Annotated in this window: 13 protein-coding genes and 2 pseudogenes; 9 read left to right on the top strand and 6 right to left on the bottom strand. The window is 71.2% G+C overall.

From position 1 onward, the window contains the following. Positions 1 to 22: 22 nt before the first annotated feature. Positions 23 to 862: pseudogene (locus tag ORI94_RS26930) on the bottom strand (YceI family protein); the annotation flags it as partial. A gap of 230 nt (positions 863 to 1,092) precedes the next feature. Then, entirely contained in the window at positions 1,093 to 1,470 is a 378-nt protein-coding gene (locus ORI94_RS26925) for an ASCH domain-containing protein (RefSeq protein WP_266080258.1), read from the bottom strand. Between the two features lie 166 nt (positions 1,471 to 1,636). Between ORI94_RS26925 and ORI94_RS26920 the strand changes: the two genes are divergently transcribed. Further along, on the top strand, positions 1,637 to 2,833 hold the full coding sequence (locus tag ORI94_RS26920) for a 4-hydroxybenzoate 3-monooxygenase (RefSeq protein WP_266080256.1): 1,197 nt from the start codon (positions 1,637 to 1,639) through the stop codon (positions 2,831 to 2,833). 177 nt (positions 2,834 to 3,010) lie between these two features. On the opposite strand, the gene ORI94_RS26915 is transcribed toward ORI94_RS26920, so the two are convergent. Then, a complete protein-coding gene (locus tag ORI94_RS26915; protein ID WP_266080254.1) occupies positions 3,011 to 3,616 on the bottom strand; it encodes a TetR/AcrR family transcriptional regulator in 606 nt (201 codons plus the stop codon). Positions 3,617 to 4,456: 840 nt separating this feature from the next. Here ORI94_RS26915 and ORI94_RS26910 point away from each other — a divergent pair. Next, entirely contained in the window at positions 4,457 to 5,773 is a 1,317-nt protein-coding gene (locus ORI94_RS26910) for an MFS transporter (RefSeq protein ID WP_266080252.1), read from the top strand. Positions 5,774 to 5,888: 115 nt separating this feature from the next. On the opposite strand, the gene ORI94_RS26905 is transcribed toward ORI94_RS26910, so the two are convergent. After that, positions 5,889 to 8,894: a family 16 glycoside hydrolase gene (locus ORI94_RS26905; protein ID WP_266080250.1), complete on the bottom strand. Its 3,006-nt coding sequence runs from the start codon at positions 8,892 to 8,894 to the stop codon at positions 5,889 to 5,891. Between the two features lie 569 nt (positions 8,895 to 9,463). On the opposite strand from ORI94_RS26905, the gene ORI94_RS26900 reads away from it, so the two are divergent. Continuing rightward, positions 9,464 to 10,036 carry a chloramphenicol phosphotransferase CPT family protein gene (locus ORI94_RS26900; protein WP_266080248.1) on the top strand — a complete coding sequence of 191 codons (573 nt, stop codon included), beginning with the start codon at positions 9,464 to 9,466 and terminating at the stop codon, positions 10,034 to 10,036. A gap of 10 nt (positions 10,037 to 10,046) precedes the next feature. Here ORI94_RS26900 and ORI94_RS26895 read toward each other — a convergent pair whose 3' ends face one another. Further along, positions 10,047 to 11,060, bottom strand: a complete 1,014-nt coding sequence (locus ORI94_RS26895) for a LacI family DNA-binding transcriptional regulator (RefSeq protein ID WP_266080246.1) — start codon at positions 11,058 to 11,060, stop codon at positions 10,047 to 10,049. 302 nt (positions 11,061 to 11,362) lie between these two features. Here ORI94_RS26895 and ORI94_RS26890 point away from each other — a divergent pair, with 302 nt between their 5' ends. The 5 genes and pseudogenes from ORI94_RS26890 to ORI94_RS26870 form a co-directional block, all read left to right on the top strand. Further along, a complete protein-coding gene (locus ORI94_RS26890; protein WP_266080244.1) occupies positions 11,363 to 12,673 on the top strand; it encodes an ABC transporter substrate-binding protein in 1,311 nt (436 codons plus the stop codon). Positions 12,674 to 12,771: 98 nt separating this feature from the next. Then, positions 12,772 to 13,767 (top strand): carbohydrate ABC transporter permease, encoded by a 996-nt coding sequence (locus tag ORI94_RS26885; RefSeq protein ID WP_266080242.1) that lies wholly within the window; start codon positions 12,772 to 12,774, stop codon positions 13,765 to 13,767. Between the two features lie 12 nt (positions 13,768 to 13,779). Then, a complete protein-coding gene (locus ORI94_RS26880; RefSeq protein WP_266080240.1) occupies positions 13,780 to 14,700 on the top strand; it encodes a carbohydrate ABC transporter permease in 921 nt (306 codons plus the stop codon). A gap of 110 nt (positions 14,701 to 14,810) precedes the next feature. Continuing rightward, positions 14,811 to 16,250: a GH1 family beta-glucosidase gene (locus ORI94_RS26875; protein WP_266080238.1), complete on the top strand. Its 1,440-nt coding sequence runs from the start codon at positions 14,811 to 14,813 to the stop codon at positions 16,248 to 16,250. Between the two features lie 235 nt (positions 16,251 to 16,485). Then, a pseudogene (locus ORI94_RS26870) lies at positions 16,486 to 16,766 on the top strand (hypothetical protein); the annotation flags it as partial. A 206-nt stretch (positions 16,767 to 16,972) separates the two neighbouring features. Here ORI94_RS26870 and ORI94_RS26865 read toward each other — a convergent pair. After that, positions 16,973 to 17,641: a lysophospholipid acyltransferase family protein gene (locus tag ORI94_RS26865; protein WP_266080396.1), complete on the bottom strand. Its 669-nt coding sequence runs from the start codon at positions 17,639 to 17,641 to the stop codon at positions 16,973 to 16,975. Between the two features lie 891 nt (positions 17,642 to 18,532). On the opposite strand from ORI94_RS26865, the gene ORI94_RS26860 reads away from it, so the two are divergent. After that, a complete protein-coding gene (locus tag ORI94_RS26860) occupies positions 18,533 to 19,570 on the top strand; it encodes a GDP-mannose 4,6-dehydratase (protein ID WP_266080236.1) in 1,038 nt (345 codons plus the stop codon). Positions 19,571 to 19,575 lie beyond the last annotated feature (5 nt).

The raw sequence follows: 19,575 nt of genomic DNA, 5'->3' as shown, positions 1-19,575 counted from the left end.
CGGCGTGACGGCGGCGTCCTCGCTGCGGCGGTGTCGGTGTGCCGTGGGTCCGGTACACGGCCTGCGCGTCGAGCTCCAGCTGGACGGCGGGCCCCACCACGGTGATGCCGCGGGCTGGCATCTAACGCCGGTCGAGGGTGAGGTCCTCGCGGTGCAGTTCGGCCTTCGCGAGAGCGGCGCAGCGCAGTTCCTGCTCGTAGCCGCCGTTCACGGTGCCGAGGTACTCGGTGTCGGGGCCCGCGGAGTGGCTGGTGCCCTGCAGGGTGAGGGTGCCCGTGCACGGCCCACCTGGAGCCGCCGCGACAGGCGAACCGGGTACTGGGGAAATCGATGTACGGGTAGTTCTCCACGTCGAGGAAGTCCGCGGACCGCAGAGGGTTGTCGCGCGTCTGGTTGCCCGTGGTGATGCCGGACGCGTCGATGCGCACCTGCACCTGGGAGTCGTCATGGTCTGCGTGACCCGGATGCCGCCCTCGAACCGCGTGAAGCGGCCGTGCACATGGGCCGTGCCCCCGTGCTTGGCGATGAACCGGATCGCGGTGTGCGGCGGGTCGAACAGCCAGGTGCCGGACGGCGGGAGCTCCAGCTGACGCGCGGGCTCGAGCACGACGCGCTGCGGAGGAAGCACCACGCCTGCGGCTGTCTCGACGGTCTCACGGACCGGTGACAGGCCCTCCGGCGCCGTCATCACGCTGGAGGTGCCCGGGGGCAGGGCCGCCATGAAGGAGCCGTACGGGGCGGTGGTGCCGCGGACCGCGACCCGGTGGCCGCTCAGCCCGGTCACCGTGCCCTCGGCTCCTCCCAGCGGCCGCGCCGGCGTGTCGACGACCTCGCAGCCGAACGCCCCCGCCCCGGGCGGCAGGGTCTGCCTTCCGGCGGTGAAGTCCGGTCGGCCCGACCAAGAGGTCGACACCTGACCGGCTTTGGTTTCGGGGACGGGCGGGTGCCGGACTTCCGCTGCTCCGGGACGGGAGACCGGCTGTGCGGGGGCGCGAGAGCCGCCCACGGCCGGACTCCGCAGTCCCACCGCGCCCAGGGGCGGCGATGTCGCCGGGGAGAGAGGCAAGGAGAGGCGAGGGATCGCCAGGCACGTCAGCCGGCCCGCACCACGCGGAAGGTGAGGCACACGAGGGGGGTGCCGTCCTCGACCGGGGTGCCCTCGCGCTGCCAGAAGCGGCGGTGGCCGGCCCGCCAGTCCTCCAGGGAGGCGTCGCCCTCGCCCTCGGCGGCAGCGTGTTCCCGGGTGACCTCCGCGAAGGACGTCGTCTCCACGCCGGTGATCTCGACCGTGGCGACGGCACGGCCGTCGTTGTCCAGGAGGGCCAGCCGCTCACCGGGGAACTCCAGTCCTTCGGTCTCCTCGACGTACTCGGCCAGCAGGCCGGTCGTGGCGGTCTTCCGGCCGGCCAGGACGAGAGCGTTCAGCTCGTCGCGCAGCCCGTCGGGGGTGCCGAGTTCCAGTGCGCGCATACCGCCGACTCGTGGCCACATGTGCCTCATCGCCTCACTCGATCAGCCGTGGAAAACACGGATCGTCTTCGGGCGGCCATTATGGATCGAAACCACGGCCGATCCGTTTCCACTGGACGGAAGCGGTTCCTGGCCGGGTGGCCCGGACGGACGCAGAATGGCGGTCATGTCCTCCTCGCGCGTCCACAGCCGTACGCAGATCGGCGTCGTCGGTGCCGGTCCCGCCGGGCTCATGCTCTCCCACCTGCTCGCCCGTGCCGGGATCGACTCCGTCGCGGTCGACCTGCGCAGCCGTCGCGAGATCGAGGAGACCCACCGCGCCGGGGTCCTCGAGCAGGGCTCCGTCGACCTGCTGACCGGAACCGGCGTCAGTGACCGGGTGCACCGCGACGGCTACCGCCACGACGGGATAGAACTGGCCTTCGGCGGGGGCGCCCACCGGATCGACTTCCGGAGCCTGGTCGGCGCCTCGACCCAGCTCTATCCCCAGACGGACGTCTTCATCGACCTCGCCGACGCCCGTGAGCGCGACGGAGGCGACGTCCGGTTCGGCGTCACCGACGTGTCGGTCGACGGCCTCACCTCCAGCGCCCCGGCCATGCGGTTCACCGATGCCGACGGCACCGCCCACGAGGTACGCGCCGACTTCCTGGTGGGCGCCGACGGGTCGCGCGGCCTGTGCCGCCGCGAGGTGCCCGAGGCCCGGCGCACGCAGTACTTCCGGGAGTATCCGTTCGCCTGGTTCGGCATCCTCGCCGAGGCGCCGCCCAGCGCTCCGGAACTGATCTACAACCACTCGCCGCGCGGCTTCGCGCTGATCAGCCGGCGCACCGAGACCCTCCAGCGGATGTACTTCCAGTGCGACCCCGCGGAGGACGCCGCCGCCTGGTCCGACGACCGGATATGGGAGGAACTCCAGTCCCGTGTAGGGGCCAACGGGCACACGCTCAAAGAGGGGCCGATCACCTCCAGGGCCGTGCTCCCGTTCCGCAGTTTCGTCCAGGAACCGATGCACCACGGACGGCTCGTGCTCGCCGGTGACGCCGCGCACACGGTGCCGCCGACCGGCGCCAAGGGCCTCAACCTGGCTCTCGCCGATGTACGGATCCTGGCCGAGGAACTCGAGCGAGCCGTCGCGAGCGGCGACACCGCCCCGCTGGAGACGTACAGCGAGCGCGCGCTCGGCCGGGTCTGGAAGGCCCAGCACTTCTCGTACTGGATGACCACGATGCTGCACACCCTGCCGGAGGCCACCCCGTTCGACGTACGGCGCCAGGAGGGCGAGCTGGCCGCGGTGACCGACTCCACCGCGGGTTCGGCCTACCTCGCCGAGGCCTACACCGGCTGGCCGGAAGGGAGATGACCACGGCACCGTCCCGCAGCGCGCCCACCACGACCGGCCTTCCTGGGTCTCGGACGCCTTCGGCCGCGTCGTCCCGGCGATCCGGGGCACGCCTCGACGCCGTCCGGCTCGCCGGCCGGTCCCTCGTGGGCCGGTCCGGTACGCGGACGTAGCGGCGGAAGAGGGCACCCGCAGGCCTCAGTGCGGCTGACGCAGTCCGGTGACAAGGAGGCCGACCAGCCGGCGTGCGTCGTAGCGGGGATCGCTGTCCGCACCGATACAGAGGTTCCCGACGCCGCGCATGAGCGCGTAGGCCTCCACGTCGGTGCGGATCTCCCCGGACGCGGCCGCGGCGGCGAGGAGTTCGGCGCACACGGGCACGAGCCGGTCGAGGAAGTAGGAGTGCAGCGTCTCGAAGCCGGTGCTGTCGGACTGCAGGACACCGGCGAGTCCGTGCTTGGTGACCAGGAAGTCGACGAAGAGACCGATCCACTCCCGCAGCGCCTCGTGCGGCGTCGCACGGCTCTCCAGAAGGGCCGGACCGGCCTCGGCGCAGGCCTCGACCTGGTGCCGGTAGACGGCGATGATCAGATCCGCCCGGGTCGGGAAGTGGCGGTAGAACGTGCCCACCCCGACACCGGCCTCGGCCGCGATGTCGCGCACCGGCGCGTCCACGCCCGACGTGACGAAGACGGTGGCGGCCGCGTCGAGCAGGGTCTTCTCGTTGCGCCGGGCGTCCGTCCGCTTGGGCCGACCCGCGCGTCCCGGGTCCCTGTCACCGCCGCTGCTGCCGGTGTCGCTCACCGAGCCGCTCCCTCCACTGCCGGACCTGTCGTACGGAACGTGGTTCCGTACCCTTGTTCCGGAGCGGAGTTCCGTTTGGTTCATGATGTCAGAACACGGGGCCGGCGGCGACAGTCGGCCGGACGGACCGGCGACGGGCCCCGACCCGGGTCGTGCGCAGCGCGGGCCCGTACGGTCCGGCCCTTCCCGTACGCGGCGCTCCCCGCCCCCCCCAGTGCTCCGACACGGCCCTGACCAGCAGCAGCCCGCGTCCGACCTCGTCCCGGGAACCGGCCCGTCGCGGCCGGGGCGCCGATGGGACGCTGCCGTCGTCCGTCTCCTGGGGCAGCCGTCGCGGAGACCGGTACGAGCTTCGTGCGCCGGGTCGTCTCGGTCCGTGCCCAGCGCGCGGTCACCCTCCTGACACGGGGCCGGGAAGGGGAAGCGGGCGCCCCCGAGGTGGGGTACGGGCCGGCGAGCGCGTCCGATGCGGCCTCCCGGCGGACGGCGGGACTCGACGCGGGAGCCTTCCGCGCCTCCTGAACCGCACCCCGGACGCATCCCGGGCCCGCCCTGCTGCGGCACTCGCCTCCCGGTCGCTGCATCGGGTGTCCCGAACGGTCGATTGCGGCAGCCGGGACCGTTCGCTTACTGTGCTCAACGCAAAGGCAAGGCTTACCTAAACCCTTGCTGCTGGTGCGGTGCACACACTCCCTGACGGCATCCCGGGCCCCGGGCGTGGGTGGACCGGTGCCTCCCCCACCCAGAACCGTGGAGTTCGACCATGCGCTCAACCCGCCGCCCGCGACTGCTCGTCGCGGCCACCGTGTCCTCCTCCGAGCCGGCGGCGCGGAGCGGGATGTGACCTCCGGACTCTCCGCCGTCCTGCCCGACCTCTCGCCCTGGCGGTCCTCCCGCGACTTCCGCCTCCTGTGGGTGCAGGGGCTGGTCACGACCTTCGGCAGCTTCATGGCCCTGGTCGCCCTGCCGCTCCAGATCAAGGAGCTGACCGGATCACCCCTCGCCGTGGGCGCCATGGGCGCGGTCGAACTGGTGCCCCTGGTGGTCTTCGGGCTGTACGGCGGCGCACTCGCCGACGCCGTGGACCGGCGCAGGCTCATCCTGCTCACCGAGGCCGGACTGGGCGTGCTCGCGGTCGTCCTCCTGGTCAACGCGACGCTGCCGGAACCGATGCTGTGGCCGCTGTACGTGGTCGCGGCCGGGGTGGCGGCCCTGGCGGGGCTCCAACGGCCCGCGCTGGACTCGCTGATGGCCCGGATCGTGCCGCACGACCAGCTCCCGGCGGCGGCCGCCCTGAACGCGCTGCGCTGGCAGATCGGCGCCATCGCCGGACCCGCCCTGGCCGGCCTGGTCGTGGCCTACGCGGGCAACGCCCCGGCCTACGCGACGACGGCGGCCGGCTTCGCCGTCTCGATCCTGCTGTGCCTGCGGCTCGCGCCCATGCCTGCGGCCGAGAACGCCGGCAAGCCGTCGCTGAGGGGCATCGCCGAAGGGGCACGGTACGCCTGGTCACGGCCGGTGCTCCTCGGCACGTACGCGGTGGACATGGCGGCGATGTTCTTCGCCTTTCCGAACACGATCTTCCCGTTCCTCGCCGACGAACTGGACGCCGACTGGTCACTGGGGCTGATGTACGCGGCGGGTTCCGTCGGCTCGGTGGTGGTGAGTCTGACCAGCGGCTGGGTCTCCCGGGTGCGCCGGCACGGACTCCTGGTGGTGTGCGGCGCGACCGGCTGGGGCCTGGCCATCGCGGCGGCAGGCTGGTTGTCGGACGTCTGGCTGGTACTGGTCTGTCTGGCACTGGCCGGGGCCGGCGACATGCTGAGCGGGTTGGGACGCTCGACCATCTGGAACCAGACCATCCCCGATGAACTGCGCGGCCGGCTCGCGGGCATCGAGGTGTTGTCGTACAGCGTCGGCCCGCAGCTCGGACAGGTCAGGGCGGGCGCGATGGCCGGCTGGACCGGCACCCGTCCCGCCTTCTGGACCGGAGGCCTCGCCTGCGTGGCCTCGGTGGGTCTGCTCGCCGTCGCGCTGCCGAGGCTGCTCACCTACGACGCGCTGACGGACGAGGACGCCCTCCGCCGCCGCGCCGCCCACACCCCCGTGCCCGGCGGTCCCGGCCCGGCCGAAACGGCCGGAAAGCCGGACGTGTGACGGTCGTGGGGGGGGGGGGCCCCCCCCCCCCGCCCCCCCCCCGGCCCCCGGCCCGGGGGGGGGGGGGGGGGGCCGGCGCCCGCGCCCCCCCCCCCCCCCCCCCACGACGGGGGAATCACGGCAGGGGAGTGATCCGGATGTCGCGGAACCTCACCTTGTTCCCGTGGTCCTGCCGGATCGCTCCCGCGGCAGGAGTCTCGGACCGGCCCGAGGCGGTCGGCCCGTCGAGGGCGATGCCGTCGTGGACCTTCTGCCCGTTCCACACCACCGTGACCCGGGCATCGGCGGTCTTGCGGCCGCTGTCGTCGAAGCGGGCCGCGCGGAAGTCGATGTCGTAGGTCTGCCAGGTCTCCGGCGCCGTCGCCGCGTTGGTGTCGGGCGCCCGCTTCAGATAGAACGCCCCCGCCTCGTTGGTGTCGAGCGTGGTGTCACCGTAGGAGTCGAGGATCTGGAGCTCGTAGCGGTCCTGGAGGAAGATGCCGCTGTTCCCGCGGTCCTGTCCGGTGACATCGGGGGGAAGCAGCGGGACCCGGAACTCCACGTGCAGTCTGAAGTCCTGGTACGCGTCCTTGGTGCGGATGTCGCCGCAGCACACCTCCATCGACTTCTCGTCGCTCAGCGGCCATCGCAGGTTCCTGCCGTCCGTGTGCTGCCACTGCGCCTGCGAGGCGGCCGTACCGTCGAAGAGCGGGACCCGGGCTCCGTGCGGACGGACACTGAGCATGTCGAGATTGACATGACCGGTGTCGCCCGTGTCGAACCGGTAGGAGACCGTGTTGCTCCCGGCGCGCAGGGCCAGTCGCTCGGTCCGCGTCGACCAGGAGTCCCAGTCGTCGGTGGGCGGGAGCTGCGTCTGCCGCAGCTTCTTCCCGTTGACGTACAGGGACAGGGACTTGGTGCCCCGGAACGGGTCCGGCCCGTTGGAATAGCGCAGCCCCACGTCGTAGGCGCCCGACTTCGGGACCGTCACGTCGAACGTCGTGCCGGCCCTGCCCTCGGTGGCGTACCGGTCCACGAAGCCGCTGCCGGAGTAGCCGGTGTGGTCGGTGTCGACACCGGCCGTGCCCGTCAGGCGCGCCTCCTCGGCCTCGTACCGGGTCGCGGGAGCCGGCTGCTGGCCGGGGATCCGGTTGAGGGTGTACCAGGCCTCGGTGTTCCACAGCTGCTCACCGGAGTCCGACGTGAAGGGACGCGGGGAGCGGATGTGCACGACACGGCCCGGCTTGAGGTCGTCCAGCCGCAGCCTGACGGTACGCCGGTCCTTCGAGAGCGTCGCCGAGCGCACCGACAACCGCTCCTCGGCGATCTTCGGGCCGCCGTAGTCCGCGGTCGGCGTGTAGCGCCACTGCTCCGCGCGGTAGTGGGCCGCCAACTGCTCGGCGGTGGCGTCGGACACCGGCTGGGTGTAGGTCAGATCGAAGCCGCCGGGCACGGCACGCATGGTCCTGACGTCGAACGTGTTCCGGCCGTTCGGTGTCAGCTTCTGCAGACCGAACCTGAGTTTGCCCTCCTGGCCCCAGTTGCCGTCGGCCCCCAGCCCGCCGACGTAGATCGCGCCGTCGGGCCCCTGGGTCACCCGGTTGATGCCGGCCTCGAGCCCCTGGGTGTAGCGGAAGACGGCGCCCTGGTACTGGCCCTTCACCTTCTCCAGGTAGGCGCGCTGCAGGCCGCCGTAGGTGACGTCGCCCAGCAGCATCTGGCCGGCGAACGGGCCCTTCTTCAGGTACAGGGGGGTGGAGGGGGAGTTGGCGATCTCGTTCTGCGGCAGCCACAGCACCGGCTCGGTGACGGGGGAGTCGTCGAAGGGGCCGGCGGGCTCGGTGTAGTGGTTGAAGAAGCGGTCCTGCTTGATCTGGACGAGCTTCGAGGAGGGAAGCCATCCGCCCTGGTTGTCGGTGGCGAAGATGCTGCCGCCGGGCCCCCAGCCGATGCCGTTGGGCGTCCGCAGCCCTCCCGCGACCGGGCTGATCCTCCCCGTCTTCTTGCTGACCTTGTACGTGGCCCCGCGGCCCGGCGCCGGCTGCGGCACGGTGGTCGCGCCGCCGAGGTCGATGGCGACGGAGAGGTTCACGTAGAAGTGGCCGTTCCGGTAGAGCAGCCCGAAGGCGAACTCGTGGAAGTTGCCGCCGTACGGCCAGGTCGCGACCGTCCGGTACTCGTCGGTGACCTCGTCGCCGTCGCGGTCGACGAGTCGTGTCAGCTCGTGCTTCTGCGAGACGTACAGGGATCCGTCGACGTACTTGATCCCCATGGGCTCGCGCAGCCCGCTCGCCACCTTCGTGACGGTGACCTTGTCGCGGCTGGTGGCGCCGGTGACGTTGTCGAGCAGGTACACCTCTCCGGCAACGTTGTCCGTGCCGCCCCAGGTGCTGATCGCCAGACGTCCGTCGGGCAACCAGTCCATACCGCTGACCTGCGGCTCGAAGCCGTCCGGGCGCAGATCGGTGAGGTTCAGGTCGGGGCGTACATCGGTGAGCGGGAGGCCGTCACCGGGGGAGTCGCCGCCCGCCTCGCACTCCTTGCGGCCCGGCGCCGTGACCCGGACGACCCCGGCGTCGGTGCTCAGCACCTCCCGGGGCACGACGGTGAAGTCGCTCGCGCCCGGTGGCTTCCAGGCCAGCTGGAGCTGCTGCCCGCCGTCGCGCTCGAAGTGGTCGATGCGCAACGGGTGCGCCCCGGCGGTGAGATGGACCGTGCCGTCCTTCGGCTCGGCACCGTGGAGCCCGTCGTGATCGATCACCGTGTCGCCGTCGATCGCCAGCCGTGAGCCGTCGTCACTGGTCAGGCGGAACACGTACGAGCCGTCGCTCGGAACGTTCAGGTAGCCCGACGCCTCGGTGACGAAGTGGTCGGACAGCCCGCCGAAGTCGGCCTCCGTGGACCAGTCGACCGTCGGCATCAGCTTGTCGTGGTTGGGAGTCTGACCCGGTTTCAGGGTGCACAGCTTGCTCAGCGGCGTCTGCACGTCGAACACGCGCAGTGTGACCCCGGGTTCCTGGGGCGGGATGTCCGCGGGAGCGGCGGCGGCCGGCGGCGCGGAGCACAGCCCCGCGGCCAGGGCCCCCGCGAACAACAGGGGGATGAGGTGTCTTCGAGCGCGTGGGAACAGAAGGTTGCGCAATGGTCCTCCACGAGTCGGGGACCGGACCGTGCCGGATTTCGCTCCGGTCTGCTGCGGTGGTGCTGTACTTGCGCCGTCAAGCTAGATGACTTCCGCTTGACATGTCCATACTTTGTCATCGGAGAGTTCAAAGTCCGGGACCCGGCGGGACCGGAGAGAGGCCTCCCCTTCCCGCGAGTCGTGGGGGGGCTCCCCCACGACTCCGGAGCCCGAAGGGAGGGGCGGCTCCCCGCGACACCGGTCGCAGTCCGCGTCCTCGTCCTGACACCCGCTCCCGGTGCCACGCGGCAGGCGGCGGCGGGCGCGTCGAGGTGTGGCTCACCACGTCGTCCGACGCGGGCGGCCACAACGTCACCCGGGTGCAGCTCTGCGGCTGCAACGGCGGCCGGCGCGGCAGCCCGCGTCGGACGACCCCATGACCCACGACGTGGACACCACCGGCGCCGCCCACCAGAAACGGACTCCGGGCACCGCCCGGCCCGCCCGGCCCGCCCGGCCGTCGGGCCCACCCGGTACCGGCCCCCCAGGCGGGCGGCCGGTACCGGGCTCCACCGTGTGATCATGTCCGCATGGCAGCCGGTCGGATCATCTTCCTCAACGGCACGTCGAGTTCAGGGAAGTCGAGCATCGCCCGGGAACTGCTCGACATCCTGGACGACGGTGTCTTCTTCCACCTGGCGGTGGACGGCTTCAACGCGATGCGCACGAAGCGCCCTCTCGCACAGGAGGACCTCGACACCGCTCTGCGCCGGACGAGGAGGGGCTTCCACCGTTCGATCGCGGCCATGGCCGAGGTGGGCAACGACATCGTCGTCGACCACGTTCTCAGTGAGCCGTGGCGGCTGGTCGACTGCCTGACCGTACTGCGTCCCACGGACGTGCTGTTCGTCGGCGTCCACTGCCCACCGGACGAACTGGCCCGCCGCGAAAAGGCCCGTGGCGACCGCCCCCTCGGCCTCGCGGCACTCCAGTACGACCTGGTCCATCGGCACGACGACTACGACCTCGAATGCGACACCGGCGCGGCGAGTCCGCGCGAGTGCGCCGAACTGATCAAGGATTTCCTCCCGCGCCGGCCGACGCCCACCGCCTTCACCCGCCTCCGCGCCCGGTATCCGGCGGACGGTGATCCGATGAGCTGAGAGCGGCGGTTCAGGACGACTCGCGCACCACCAACTCCGTCGGCAGCGTCAACTGCTTTCGGGGTGCGCCGTGCTGGGTGATGTCGGTGAGGATCCGCGCCATCCTGCGACCCAGTTCCTCCACCGGCTGACGCACCGTCGTCAAAGGCGGGTGGGTGTGACGGGCGAGGACGGAGTCCTCGAATCCGACGACGGCGACATCGTCGGGCACCCGCCGCCTGTGGCGGCGCAGTTCGGCCAGGGCACCGACCGCCATCAGGTCGGAGGCGGCGAAGACGGCATCCAGGTCCGGGGCGCGTTCAAGAAGCGAACGCATCGCGCGGCTGCCGCCCTCCTCGGTGAAGTCACCTGTCTCAGCCAGGAGTTCATTCACCGTCACCCCTGCCTCCCGGTGGGCGTCACGCCAGCCGGCGAGCCGGCTGCGGCCGACGTCCATGTCCAGCGGTCCGGTGATGGTGGCGATCCTGGTTCTGCCGCCGCGCAGCAGGTGCCGGACCGCCTCGGCGGCGCCTCCGGCGTTGTCGGAGCTGACGTAGCTCAGCCGCTCGCCCGCGTCGCGGCGGCCGGCCAGCACGGTGGGCAGCCCCATCTCCTCCAGTATGCCGGGCAGCCGGTCCTCGGCGTGGACGGAGACCAGGAGAACGCCGTCCACGCGGCGCGTTGCCACCGACTCGGTCAGCTGGTCCCGTTCGGCCTGGTCACGGACGAGCATCAGCTGGAGCTGGGTCCGGCTCTCGGCGAGGGCGCCGCTGACGCCCCGGATCAGCGCGGCGAAGAACGGTTCCGAACCGAGCCGGCTCTCCGACTCCGGGATCACCAGGGCCACGGCGTTGGTGCGGTTGGTCACCAGGCCGCGGGCGACCGAGTTCGGAACGTAGTTGAGCTCCTTGATCGCCGCCAGGACCCTGGACCGCGCATCGGCACTGACGAGATCGGAGCCGTTGACGACGCGGGAAACCGTGGTCCGGCCCACGCCGGCACGGGCGGCGACGGTCTTGATCGTGGGACGGCGGTCTTCGGCCATGTACTCCCCCTCTTCGGCGGTCGCGGCGACACCGGCCGCGGAGTCGACCGGCGGCAATTCTTGCAGACAGGGCAAGAGCGCCGGTGCGTCGGGGCCCGGGGGCCGAACGGCGGACACCGGCCCCGAGCCACAAGTTGTGTTCAAGTCATTGACAGACCGGCTGTGCTGCCAGGAGTCTTCGGTCCAGCGATGGGAACGTGCCCACCCCGAAGTGGGCACGTTCCCACCCCATTGCCAGAGCCGCTGTGGTCATCGCGGAAACCGTCACTCCGGTGCTCAGCGCCGTCGCTAGGAGGAGATCCATGGGCAGTCCCGGTTCGTTGCGCACGAGGGCGTTGGCGGCGACCGCGGTCGCCGGTGCGCTGACGCTCGTCGTCGGTTGCAGCAGCAGTGACGACTCGGCCACGGGTGGTGGCAGGAAGGACGGCAAGGTCACCATCACCATGGGCCTGTACGGGGTGATGGGCATCAAGGAGACGGGCCTTCTCGAGCAGTACGAGAAGGAGAACCCGGACGTCGACATCAAGGCCGAGATCGCCGGTGACGAGCAGACGTACTACACCGCGCTGCAGACCAGGCTCGCCGCCGGCAAGGGCCTGAAGGACATCCAGGGCATCGAGATCGGCCGGGCCAAGGAGATCACCGAGACCCAGGCCGACAAGTTCGCGGACTTCTCCGACGTATCGGGCACCGACCACTTCCTGCCGTGGAAGGAGTCCCAGATCAGCACCCAGGACGGCAAGGTGCTGGGCCTGGGCACCGACATCGGACCGATGGCCGTCTGCTACCGCAAGGACTACTTCGGGCAGGCCGGCCTGCCCACCGACCGCGAGGAGGTCGCCAAGCTGTGGGAGGGCGACTGGAAGAAGTACGTCGAGGTCGGCCGCACCTTCAAGAAGGACTTCAAGGGTGACGACGTGTCCTACATGGACGCGTCCAGCGGCCTGTTCAACGCCATGGTCTACGGCCACCCCGAGCAGTTCTACGACGCCGAGGGCGAGCTGATCTACGAGAAGAACCCGGCCGTCAAGGAGGCGTGGAACCTCGCCGCCGACGCCGCCGAGGACGGCCTGAGCGCCAAGCTCCGCCAGTTCCAGCCGGGTTGGGACCCGGGCCTGGCCAACGGCACGTTCGCCACGGCCGTGTGCCCGGCGTGGATGCTCAGCCACATCAGCGAGAAGGCCGGCGAGCCGAACAAGGGCAAGTGGGACGTCGCCAGGGCCCCCAAGGGTGCCAACTGGGGCGGGTCCTTCCTCGGTGTGATCGACCAAAGCCCGGTGAAGGAGGAGGCCAAGAAGCTCGTCGCCTGGCTGACCGCGCCGGAGCAGCAGGCCCACGTCTTCAAGGAGATCGGCAACATCCCGTCCTCGCGAGAGGCGCTGGAGAGCGACGACGTGAAGAGCGCCGAGTCAAAGTATTTCAGCGACGCGCCGATCGGCGAGATCTTCGGCGCCGCCGCCCAGGAGATACCCGACAAGCAGGTCCTGGGCCGCAAGGACGGCACGATCAAGGACACCTTCTCCCAGGGCCTGACTCTGATCGAGCAGCAGGGCGCCCCGCGTGACGAGGCGTGGAAGACCACCGCGGAGCGCATCGAGAAGGCCGTCGGCTGACCCTGGCCCGCCGTCCACCGAGGCCCTCCGGGTCCGCCGGCAGTCCGTCGGCGGGCCCGGAGCGGCTCACACATCCGCTCCCAGGAAGGAGAAGTCGGGTGGCCACCTCCACCACCAAGGCCCCGGCCGGCGGGGAACCCTCGGGCCCGCCCCCGAAGACGGACGGCGAGGGCACCGCCCGGCGGCGCGGCGCGCTGCTGCACCGGCTGGACGTCAGAGGCGCCCCGTACGCGTTCGTCGCCCCGTTCTTCGTCGTCTTCGCCGCCTTCAGCTTCTACCCCCTCGTCTACACCTCGTGGATCTCCCTGCACCGGGTGGAACTGGCCACCCTCGACATCATGGAATGGGTGGCGTTCGACAACTACGTCGAACTCTGGAACGACACACGGTTCTGGAACGCGCTGGCGAACACCCTCACCATCGGTGTCCTCTCCACGGTGCCGCAGCTGCTGATGGCGCTCGGTCTGGCCCACCTGCTCAACTACCGGATGCGCGCCTCGCTGTTCTTCCGCGTCGCCTCGCTGGTCCCCTACGCCACCTCGGTCGCCGCCGCGGCCCTCGTGTTCACCATGATCTTCGAACGCGACTTCGGCATGATCAACTGGGCGCTCGGCGCGGTCGGTATCGACCCGGTGAACTGGGAGGCCGACAAGTGGCCCGCCCAGGTCGCGATCTCCACCATCGTCATCTGGCGCTGGACCGGCTACAACGCGCTGCTCTACCTGGCCGCCATGCAGGCGATCCCCGCCGAACGGTACGAGGCCGCCGCCATCGACGGCGCCTCCCGGTGGAAGCAGTTCACCCACGTCACCGTTCCCGGAATCCGCTCCACCATCGTCTTCACCATCGTGCTCTCCACGATCGGCGCCACCCAGCTGTTCGGCGAGCCGCTGATCTTCGGCCAGGGGCCCAACGGCGTCACCGGTGGTGCGGACAACCAGTACCAGACCCTGGGCCTGCTGCTGTACGAGGAGGGCTGGAAGAACTACCAGATGGGCCGCTCGGCCACCGTCGCATGGGCGATGTTCCTGCTGCTCGTCCTCGTCTTCGTGGCGCAGCGCCTGATCAAGCGGCTGCGTTCCCGTACGTCCTGACCTGGAGTCGCCATGACCATCCACAGCCTCCCGGCCCGGACGGACACCCCGACCGGGCCCCCCGCCGAGAAGCCGGGCCGCGGCGGACGCCGGCTGATGCGCCCGCGCGCCGGCCGCCAGCACCACGCCGGCCCGCTCGCCTACGTCCTGCTCGCCGTCATGGCGGTGCTGTCGATCTTCCCGCTGTACTGGACGATGGTGGCGGCCTCCACCGACAACACCCGGGTCAGCCAGACGCCGCCGCCGTTCCTGCCCGGTCCGAACCTGTTCAGCAACCTCGCCCGCGCCTGGGACGAGGCGGCGATGGGCAAGGCCATGGTCAACAGCCTGATCGTGGCCGGAGTGATCGCCCTGTCCACGGTGATGTTCGCGACCCTGGCGGGGTTCGCCTTCGCCAAACTGCGGTTCACGGGGCGCAACGCCCTGCTCATGCTGGTGATCGGCACCATGCTGGTGCCGCCCCAGCTCGGCGTCGTACCGCTGTTCATGATGATGTCCGAGCTGGGCTGGTCGCAGCAGCTGCCCGCCGTCATCTTCCCCACCCTGGTGAGCGCGGTCGGTGTCTTCTTCATGCGGCAGTACCTCTCGGAGGCGCTGCCGGACGAACTCGTCGAGGCCGGACGGGTGGACGGGGCGCACTCGCTGCGGATCTTCTGGAGCATCGTGCTGCCCGTCGCGCGGCCCGCGATGGCGGTCCTGTTCATGATCACCTTCGTGCACGCGTGGAACGACTTCTTCTGGCCCTTCGTGGTGCTCGACATGACCAACCCGACGGTCCCCGTCGCCCTCACCCAGCTCAGCGCGGGCTATGTCCGCGACCAGTCGCTGATCATGGCCGGCGCGCTGCTCGGCACGCTCCCGCTGCTGGTCATGTTCATCGTCTTCGGCCGCCAGATCGTCAGCGGCATCATGGCGGGCGCCGTCAAGGGCTGACCGCCGCGTCGAGGGCCGGCAGAACGCGCCCGCCGGCGCGGCGTGCAGGCACCCGCGAACCATCCACGCCCTTGCCCCGCTCCCACCCCCACCACCTCGAAAGGACTTACGTGGTCACCGCAGCACAGCAGACCGCGTCCACCCCGGACGCCGCCCGTACCTTCCCCAAGGGCTTCCTCTGGGGCTCCGCGACCGCCTCCTACCAGATCGAGGGGGCCGCCGCCGAGGACGGCCGCACACCGTCCATCTGGGACACCTACGCACGCACCCCCGGCCGGGTCCGCAACGGCGACACCGGTGACACCGCCACCGACCACTATCACCGCTGGCGTGAGGACGTCGCCCTCATGGCGGAACTCGGCCTGGGCGCCTACCGGTTCTCCCTCGCCTGGCCCCGCATCCAGCCCACCGGCCGCGGCCCCGCCGTCCAGAAGGGACTGGACTTCTACCGGCGCCTCGTCGACGAGCTGCTGGACAAGGGCATCCAGCCCGTCGCCACCCTCTACCACTGGGACCTGCCGCAGGAGACGGAGGACGCCGGCGGCTGGCCCGAGCGCGCCACGGCCGAGCGCTTCGCCGAGTACGCGGCCCTCGCCGCGGACGCCCTGGGTGACCGGGTGAAGACCTGGACCACCCTCAACGAGCCCTGGTGCAGCGCCTTCCTCGGCTACGGCTCCGGTGTGCACGCACCCGGCCGCACCGACCCGGTCGCCGCCCTGCGCGCCGCCCACCACCTCAACCTGGGCCACGGCCTGGCCGTCCAGGCGCTGCGCGAGCGCCTCCCCGCCGACGCCCGGTGCTCGGTCACCCTCAACATCCACCAGGTCCGCCCGCTCACCGACGACGACGCCGACACCGACGCGGTCCGCCGCATCGACGCGCTCGCCAACCGGGTCTTCACCGGCCCGATGCTCCAGGGCGCCTACCCGGAGGACCTGCTCAAGGACACCGCGGCACTGACCGACTGGTCCTTCGTGCGCGACGGCGACCTGCGGCAGATCCACCAGCCGCTGGACTTCCTCGGCGTCAACTACTACAGCCCCACCCTCGTCTCCGCGTCCGACGGCAAGGGCACCCACACCTCCGACGGACACGGAAGGAGCGCCCACAGCCCCTGGCCGGGCGCCGACGAGGTCGCCTTCCACCAGCCGCCCGGCGAGACCACCGCCATGGGCTGGGCCGTCGACCCCACCGGCCTGTACGACCTGCTGCACCGCCTGGCCGCCGACTTCCCGCGGCTGCCGTTGTACATCACCGAGAACGGCGCGGCGTTCGACGACTACGCAGACCCCTCGGGCCAGGTCAACGATCCCGCACGCATCGCGTACGTGCGCGGTCACCTGGCCGCCGTCCACCAGGCCATCGTGGACGGCGTCGACGTACGCGGCTACTTCCTCTGGTCCCTGCTGGACAACTTCGAGTGGGCGCACGGTTACAGCAAGCGCTTCGGCGCCGTCTACGTGGACTACCCGACCGGCACCCGCATCCCGAAGGCCAGCGCCCGCTGGTACGCCGAGGTGGTCCGCAGTGGAGTCCTCCCCGGCGCCTGACCGCAGGCCGGCCCGGTGCGGCACCCTCGCGGGTCCCGCACCGGGGCGGGGAGGAGCCGCCCGCGCGGTGGACCAGGGTCGCGTCCATGGCCCGGTTCAAGGACTTCAACTCCAAGCCCGTCGTCGTCGAGCAGCTCATGCAGCGATCGTCGCCGGAGCGCCCCTCACCGGTGACCACAGCGTTCTGGACACGGTGCTCCAGGAGGGCTCGACGGCGCTCGCCGCGACCATGCTCGCCGTGTTCATCGGCGGGCCGCATCTGCTCACCCGGGGCGGCAGCGCGTACGTCGCGTACAACACCGACAAGGGCAGCGGCGGAGACATCCTGATCACCGAGGTGGGCAGGGACTTCTCACGCCGCGACCGTCTCGGTGTGTTCTACGCCTCCGGTACCGCGGCGCCGGAGAACGGGCGCGCGGCGTCGCCGTCGTTCGGCTCGGCACCGACGGCGGGGCTCCGTACATGATCTACGAGGCGGGAGAGCGGCTGTCGGGTCCCGTCGCGCTCGCCCGCGGCGCCGCGACCACGTTCATCTGGTGCCCCGGGTGTCGGCGAGCGGTGCGCTGCGGTGCCACATCGGGATCCCCGATCACCCCCACTGGGCCGTGGTGTTGCACCTCATGGCCGACGACGCCGCCGCGGCGACCGATTTCCACCAACGGGCGTCCGGCGCACGTGAGGACTTCGCGCCCGGGGCTCCGGGCGGAGGGATTCCGCCACTCTCAACGGGCTCCGGGCTCGAGGGCCGGTTCACCGACGGCGTGTGCCGCTCGCCGCCAGGCGGCACTGACCGCACCGTGCGCGATCGCCGTACCTCGCGCCGTCTCCGCCGGCAGATGCACAGGACTGCCGATGTGCACGTGGAACCGGGGGCGGCGCACCGGAGCGGTGAGCACACCGGACAGTTGCTTCGCGACCGTTCCCGAACAAAGACGCCGGGCCCCGACCTGACCGACCGGAACCACCGGTGCACCGGTCGCGGCCACGAGCCGTGCGAGACCGGTGCGGAAGGGCAGGGGCGCGGCACCCCCCGCGTCCTTGCGCCGGGGGAGACCCCCTTCGGCGTAGATGAGTACATGACGCCCCGCCCCGAGCACCTCGGCCGCTGCGGAGAGGGCCTCCGCCGCCCGCGCCGAGCCCCGGTGGACGGGAATGTGCCCCTCCTTGGACAACGCCCGGCCCAGCACCGGCACGCGCCAGAGGCCCGCCGTCGCCAGGACCGCCGGCCTCACGCCCACGGAGCGCAGGGCGGCCAGGACGACCGCGGGGTCGGCCGGCGAGTCGTGGTTGGCGACGAAGACACTGCCCCCGGGGTACGGTCCGTCCGCCTCACGGGTGACGGTGAGGTGCCCGAGGAGGGGCAGCAGGACAGCGGCGGCACGGCTGAGCATGGACGGCCTTTCGACACGGGAATCCCTGCTCCCCAGCTTCACGTGCCGACCCCTTCCGGCACATGAGTACCCGCACCCATGGGTACCGCGCGGTTTCCCCCACGACGCGGGGTGAGGACAGCGTCCGGGTTTTCCGGCTTCCGCCGGGCGCTCGGCGTGCCGGGCGGGACCGCGGCACGGACGGGGTTGCGCCCGCACCTGGACCACCGGGCCGACCCGTCGGTCCGCGAGGCCCAGGGGGCGGACATGCCGGAGGTGCCGGCCGCCGCCTGGGGCCGGGGATCCTGGTCGGAGACTTCAACGCGGAGGTGACGGCTCCGGAACCGGCGCCGCCGTGGCGGAAGCCGCGGGACGCCGGTCCGGCCGGCGGCGGGACGTGCCCGGCGGCCGACCCGGTCAAGCGCATCGACCTGGTGGCCGTCTCCCGCGACATCACCGTGACCGGTGCCGAAGCGGTGCCGACAAGGCACCGGACCACCGCCCCGTCGTCACGGACCTCAGGGCCCACCGGCGCGGCCGTTGAACGATCCGAATCACCCGGAACCAGGGGCCCGGGGCGACCGACCGCACACCAGGCACGCGAGCGGCTGGACCGCGTCGGCTGGTCGTACGTGCCGGTCCGGGCCGCCCCTGCCCCGACAGGGCCGTCCCCGGGCCGGCTCGTCGCCGGAAGACTCGGAAATTCCTTAGCCGCTTCGGTGCTTGCATGGCCGTCACGAGGACGGCTCGTGAGTCAACGCAGGCTGCGCGTCTCGGGATCCGGCAGGACCGACCTTTCGGTCGGTGCACCGGAGAGTGCGCGCCTCGCATCGAATGCCGCCGCTTCCGGTCCGCGGGCGCGGTGCGGACTCCCGCCGACCGGTCCTCCCCGTGGCGGTGGAAAGAGAGAAGATGTCCAAGCGCGCACTGATCACCGGAATCACCGGACAGGACGGCTCGTACCTGGCGGAGCACCTGCTGAGCCAGGGGTACCGGGTGTGGGGGCTCTGCCGTGGCCAGGCCAATCCGCGGAGGGACCGGATCGCCGAGCTGGTCCCCGGTCTGTCCTTCGTGGACGGCGACCTGATGGACCAGGGGAGCCTGGTCTCCGCGGTCGACCTGGTCCAGCCCGACGAGGTCTACAACCTGGGAGCGATCTCCTTCGTCCCCATGTCCTGGCAGCAGCCGGAACTGGTCACCGAGGTCAACGGCACCGGTGTCCTGCGCATGCTCGAAGCCATCCGTATGGTCAGCGGGCTCAGCAGGTCCTCCGGTGGCGGCACCCGGGGCCAGATCCGCTTCTACCAGGCGTCCTCCTCGGAGATGTTCGGCCAGGTCGCCGAGAGCCCGCAGAGCGAGACGACCCGGTTCCACCCGCGCAGCCCGTACGGTGTGGCCAAGACCTTCGGTCACTACATCACCCGCAACTACCGTGAGTCGTTCGGGATGTACGGCGTCTCCGGGATCCTCTTCAACCACGAGTCCCCGCGCCGTGGCGCCGAGTTCGTGACCCGGAAGATCACCCTGGCCGTCGCCCAGATCAAGCTGGGCATGATGGACAAGGTCAGCCTCGGCAACCTGGACGCCGAGCGCGACTGGGGGTACGCCGGTGACTACGTGCGTGCCATGCACCTGATGCTCCAGCAGGAGGAGCCCGGCGACTACGTCGTGGGCACGGGGCGGATGCACACCGTACGGGACGCGGCACGCATCGCCTTCGAGCATGTGGGCCTGGACTGGCGTGATCACGTCGTGGTCGACCCCGGCCTGGTGCGGCCCGCCGAGGTCGAGACGCTGTGCGCCGATGTGACCAACGCCCGCAAGGAACTGGGCTGGGAGCCCGAAGTCGATTTCGAGCAGCTGATGCGCATGATGGTCGAGTCCGACCTGCGCCAGGCCTCGCGCGAGCGTGACTACAGCCGGCTGGTGGCCGCCGCCGGCGGCTGGTAGGCCCC

Source organism: Streptomyces sp. NEAU-W12 (genome assembly GCF_026242095.1).
In the GTDB taxonomy this organism is placed as follows: domain Bacteria; phylum Actinomycetota; class Actinomycetes; order Streptomycetales; family Streptomycetaceae; genus Streptomyces.
Note: the sequence above shows the minus strand (reverse complement) of the source record. Positions and strands in the feature narration are given on the sequence as shown.

Excerpts from the sequence above, each read along its gene's own strand:
- ORI94_RS26925 (WP_266080258.1), bottom strand. The coding sequence starts at position 1,470 with ATGCGCGCACTGGAACTCGGCACCCCCGACGGGCTGCGCGACGAGCTG.
- ORI94_RS26920 (WP_266080256.1), top strand. The coding sequence starts at position 1,637 with ATGTCCTCCTCGCGCGTCCACAGCCGTACGCAGATCGGCGTCGTCGGT.
- ORI94_RS26900 (WP_266080248.1), top strand. The coding sequence starts at position 9,464 with ATGGCAGCCGGTCGGATCATCTTCCTCAACGGCACGTCGAGTTCAGGG.
- ORI94_RS26895 (WP_266080246.1), bottom strand. The coding sequence starts at position 11,060 with ATGGCCGAAGACCGCCGTCCCACGATCAAGACCGTCGCCGCCCGTGCC.
- ORI94_RS26890 (WP_266080244.1), top strand. The coding sequence starts at position 11,363 with ATGGGCAGTCCCGGTTCGTTGCGCACGAGGGCGTTGGCGGCGACCGCG.
- ORI94_RS26880 (WP_266080240.1), top strand. The coding sequence starts at position 13,780 with ATGACCATCCACAGCCTCCCGGCCCGGACGGACACCCCGACCGGGCCC.
- ORI94_RS26865 (WP_266080396.1), bottom strand. The coding sequence starts at position 17,641 with ATGCTCAGCCGTGCCGCCGCTGTCCTGCTGCCCCTCCTCGGGCACCTC.
- ORI94_RS26860 (WP_266080236.1), top strand. The coding sequence starts at position 18,533 with ATGTCCAAGCGCGCACTGATCACCGGAATCACCGGACAGGACGGCTCG.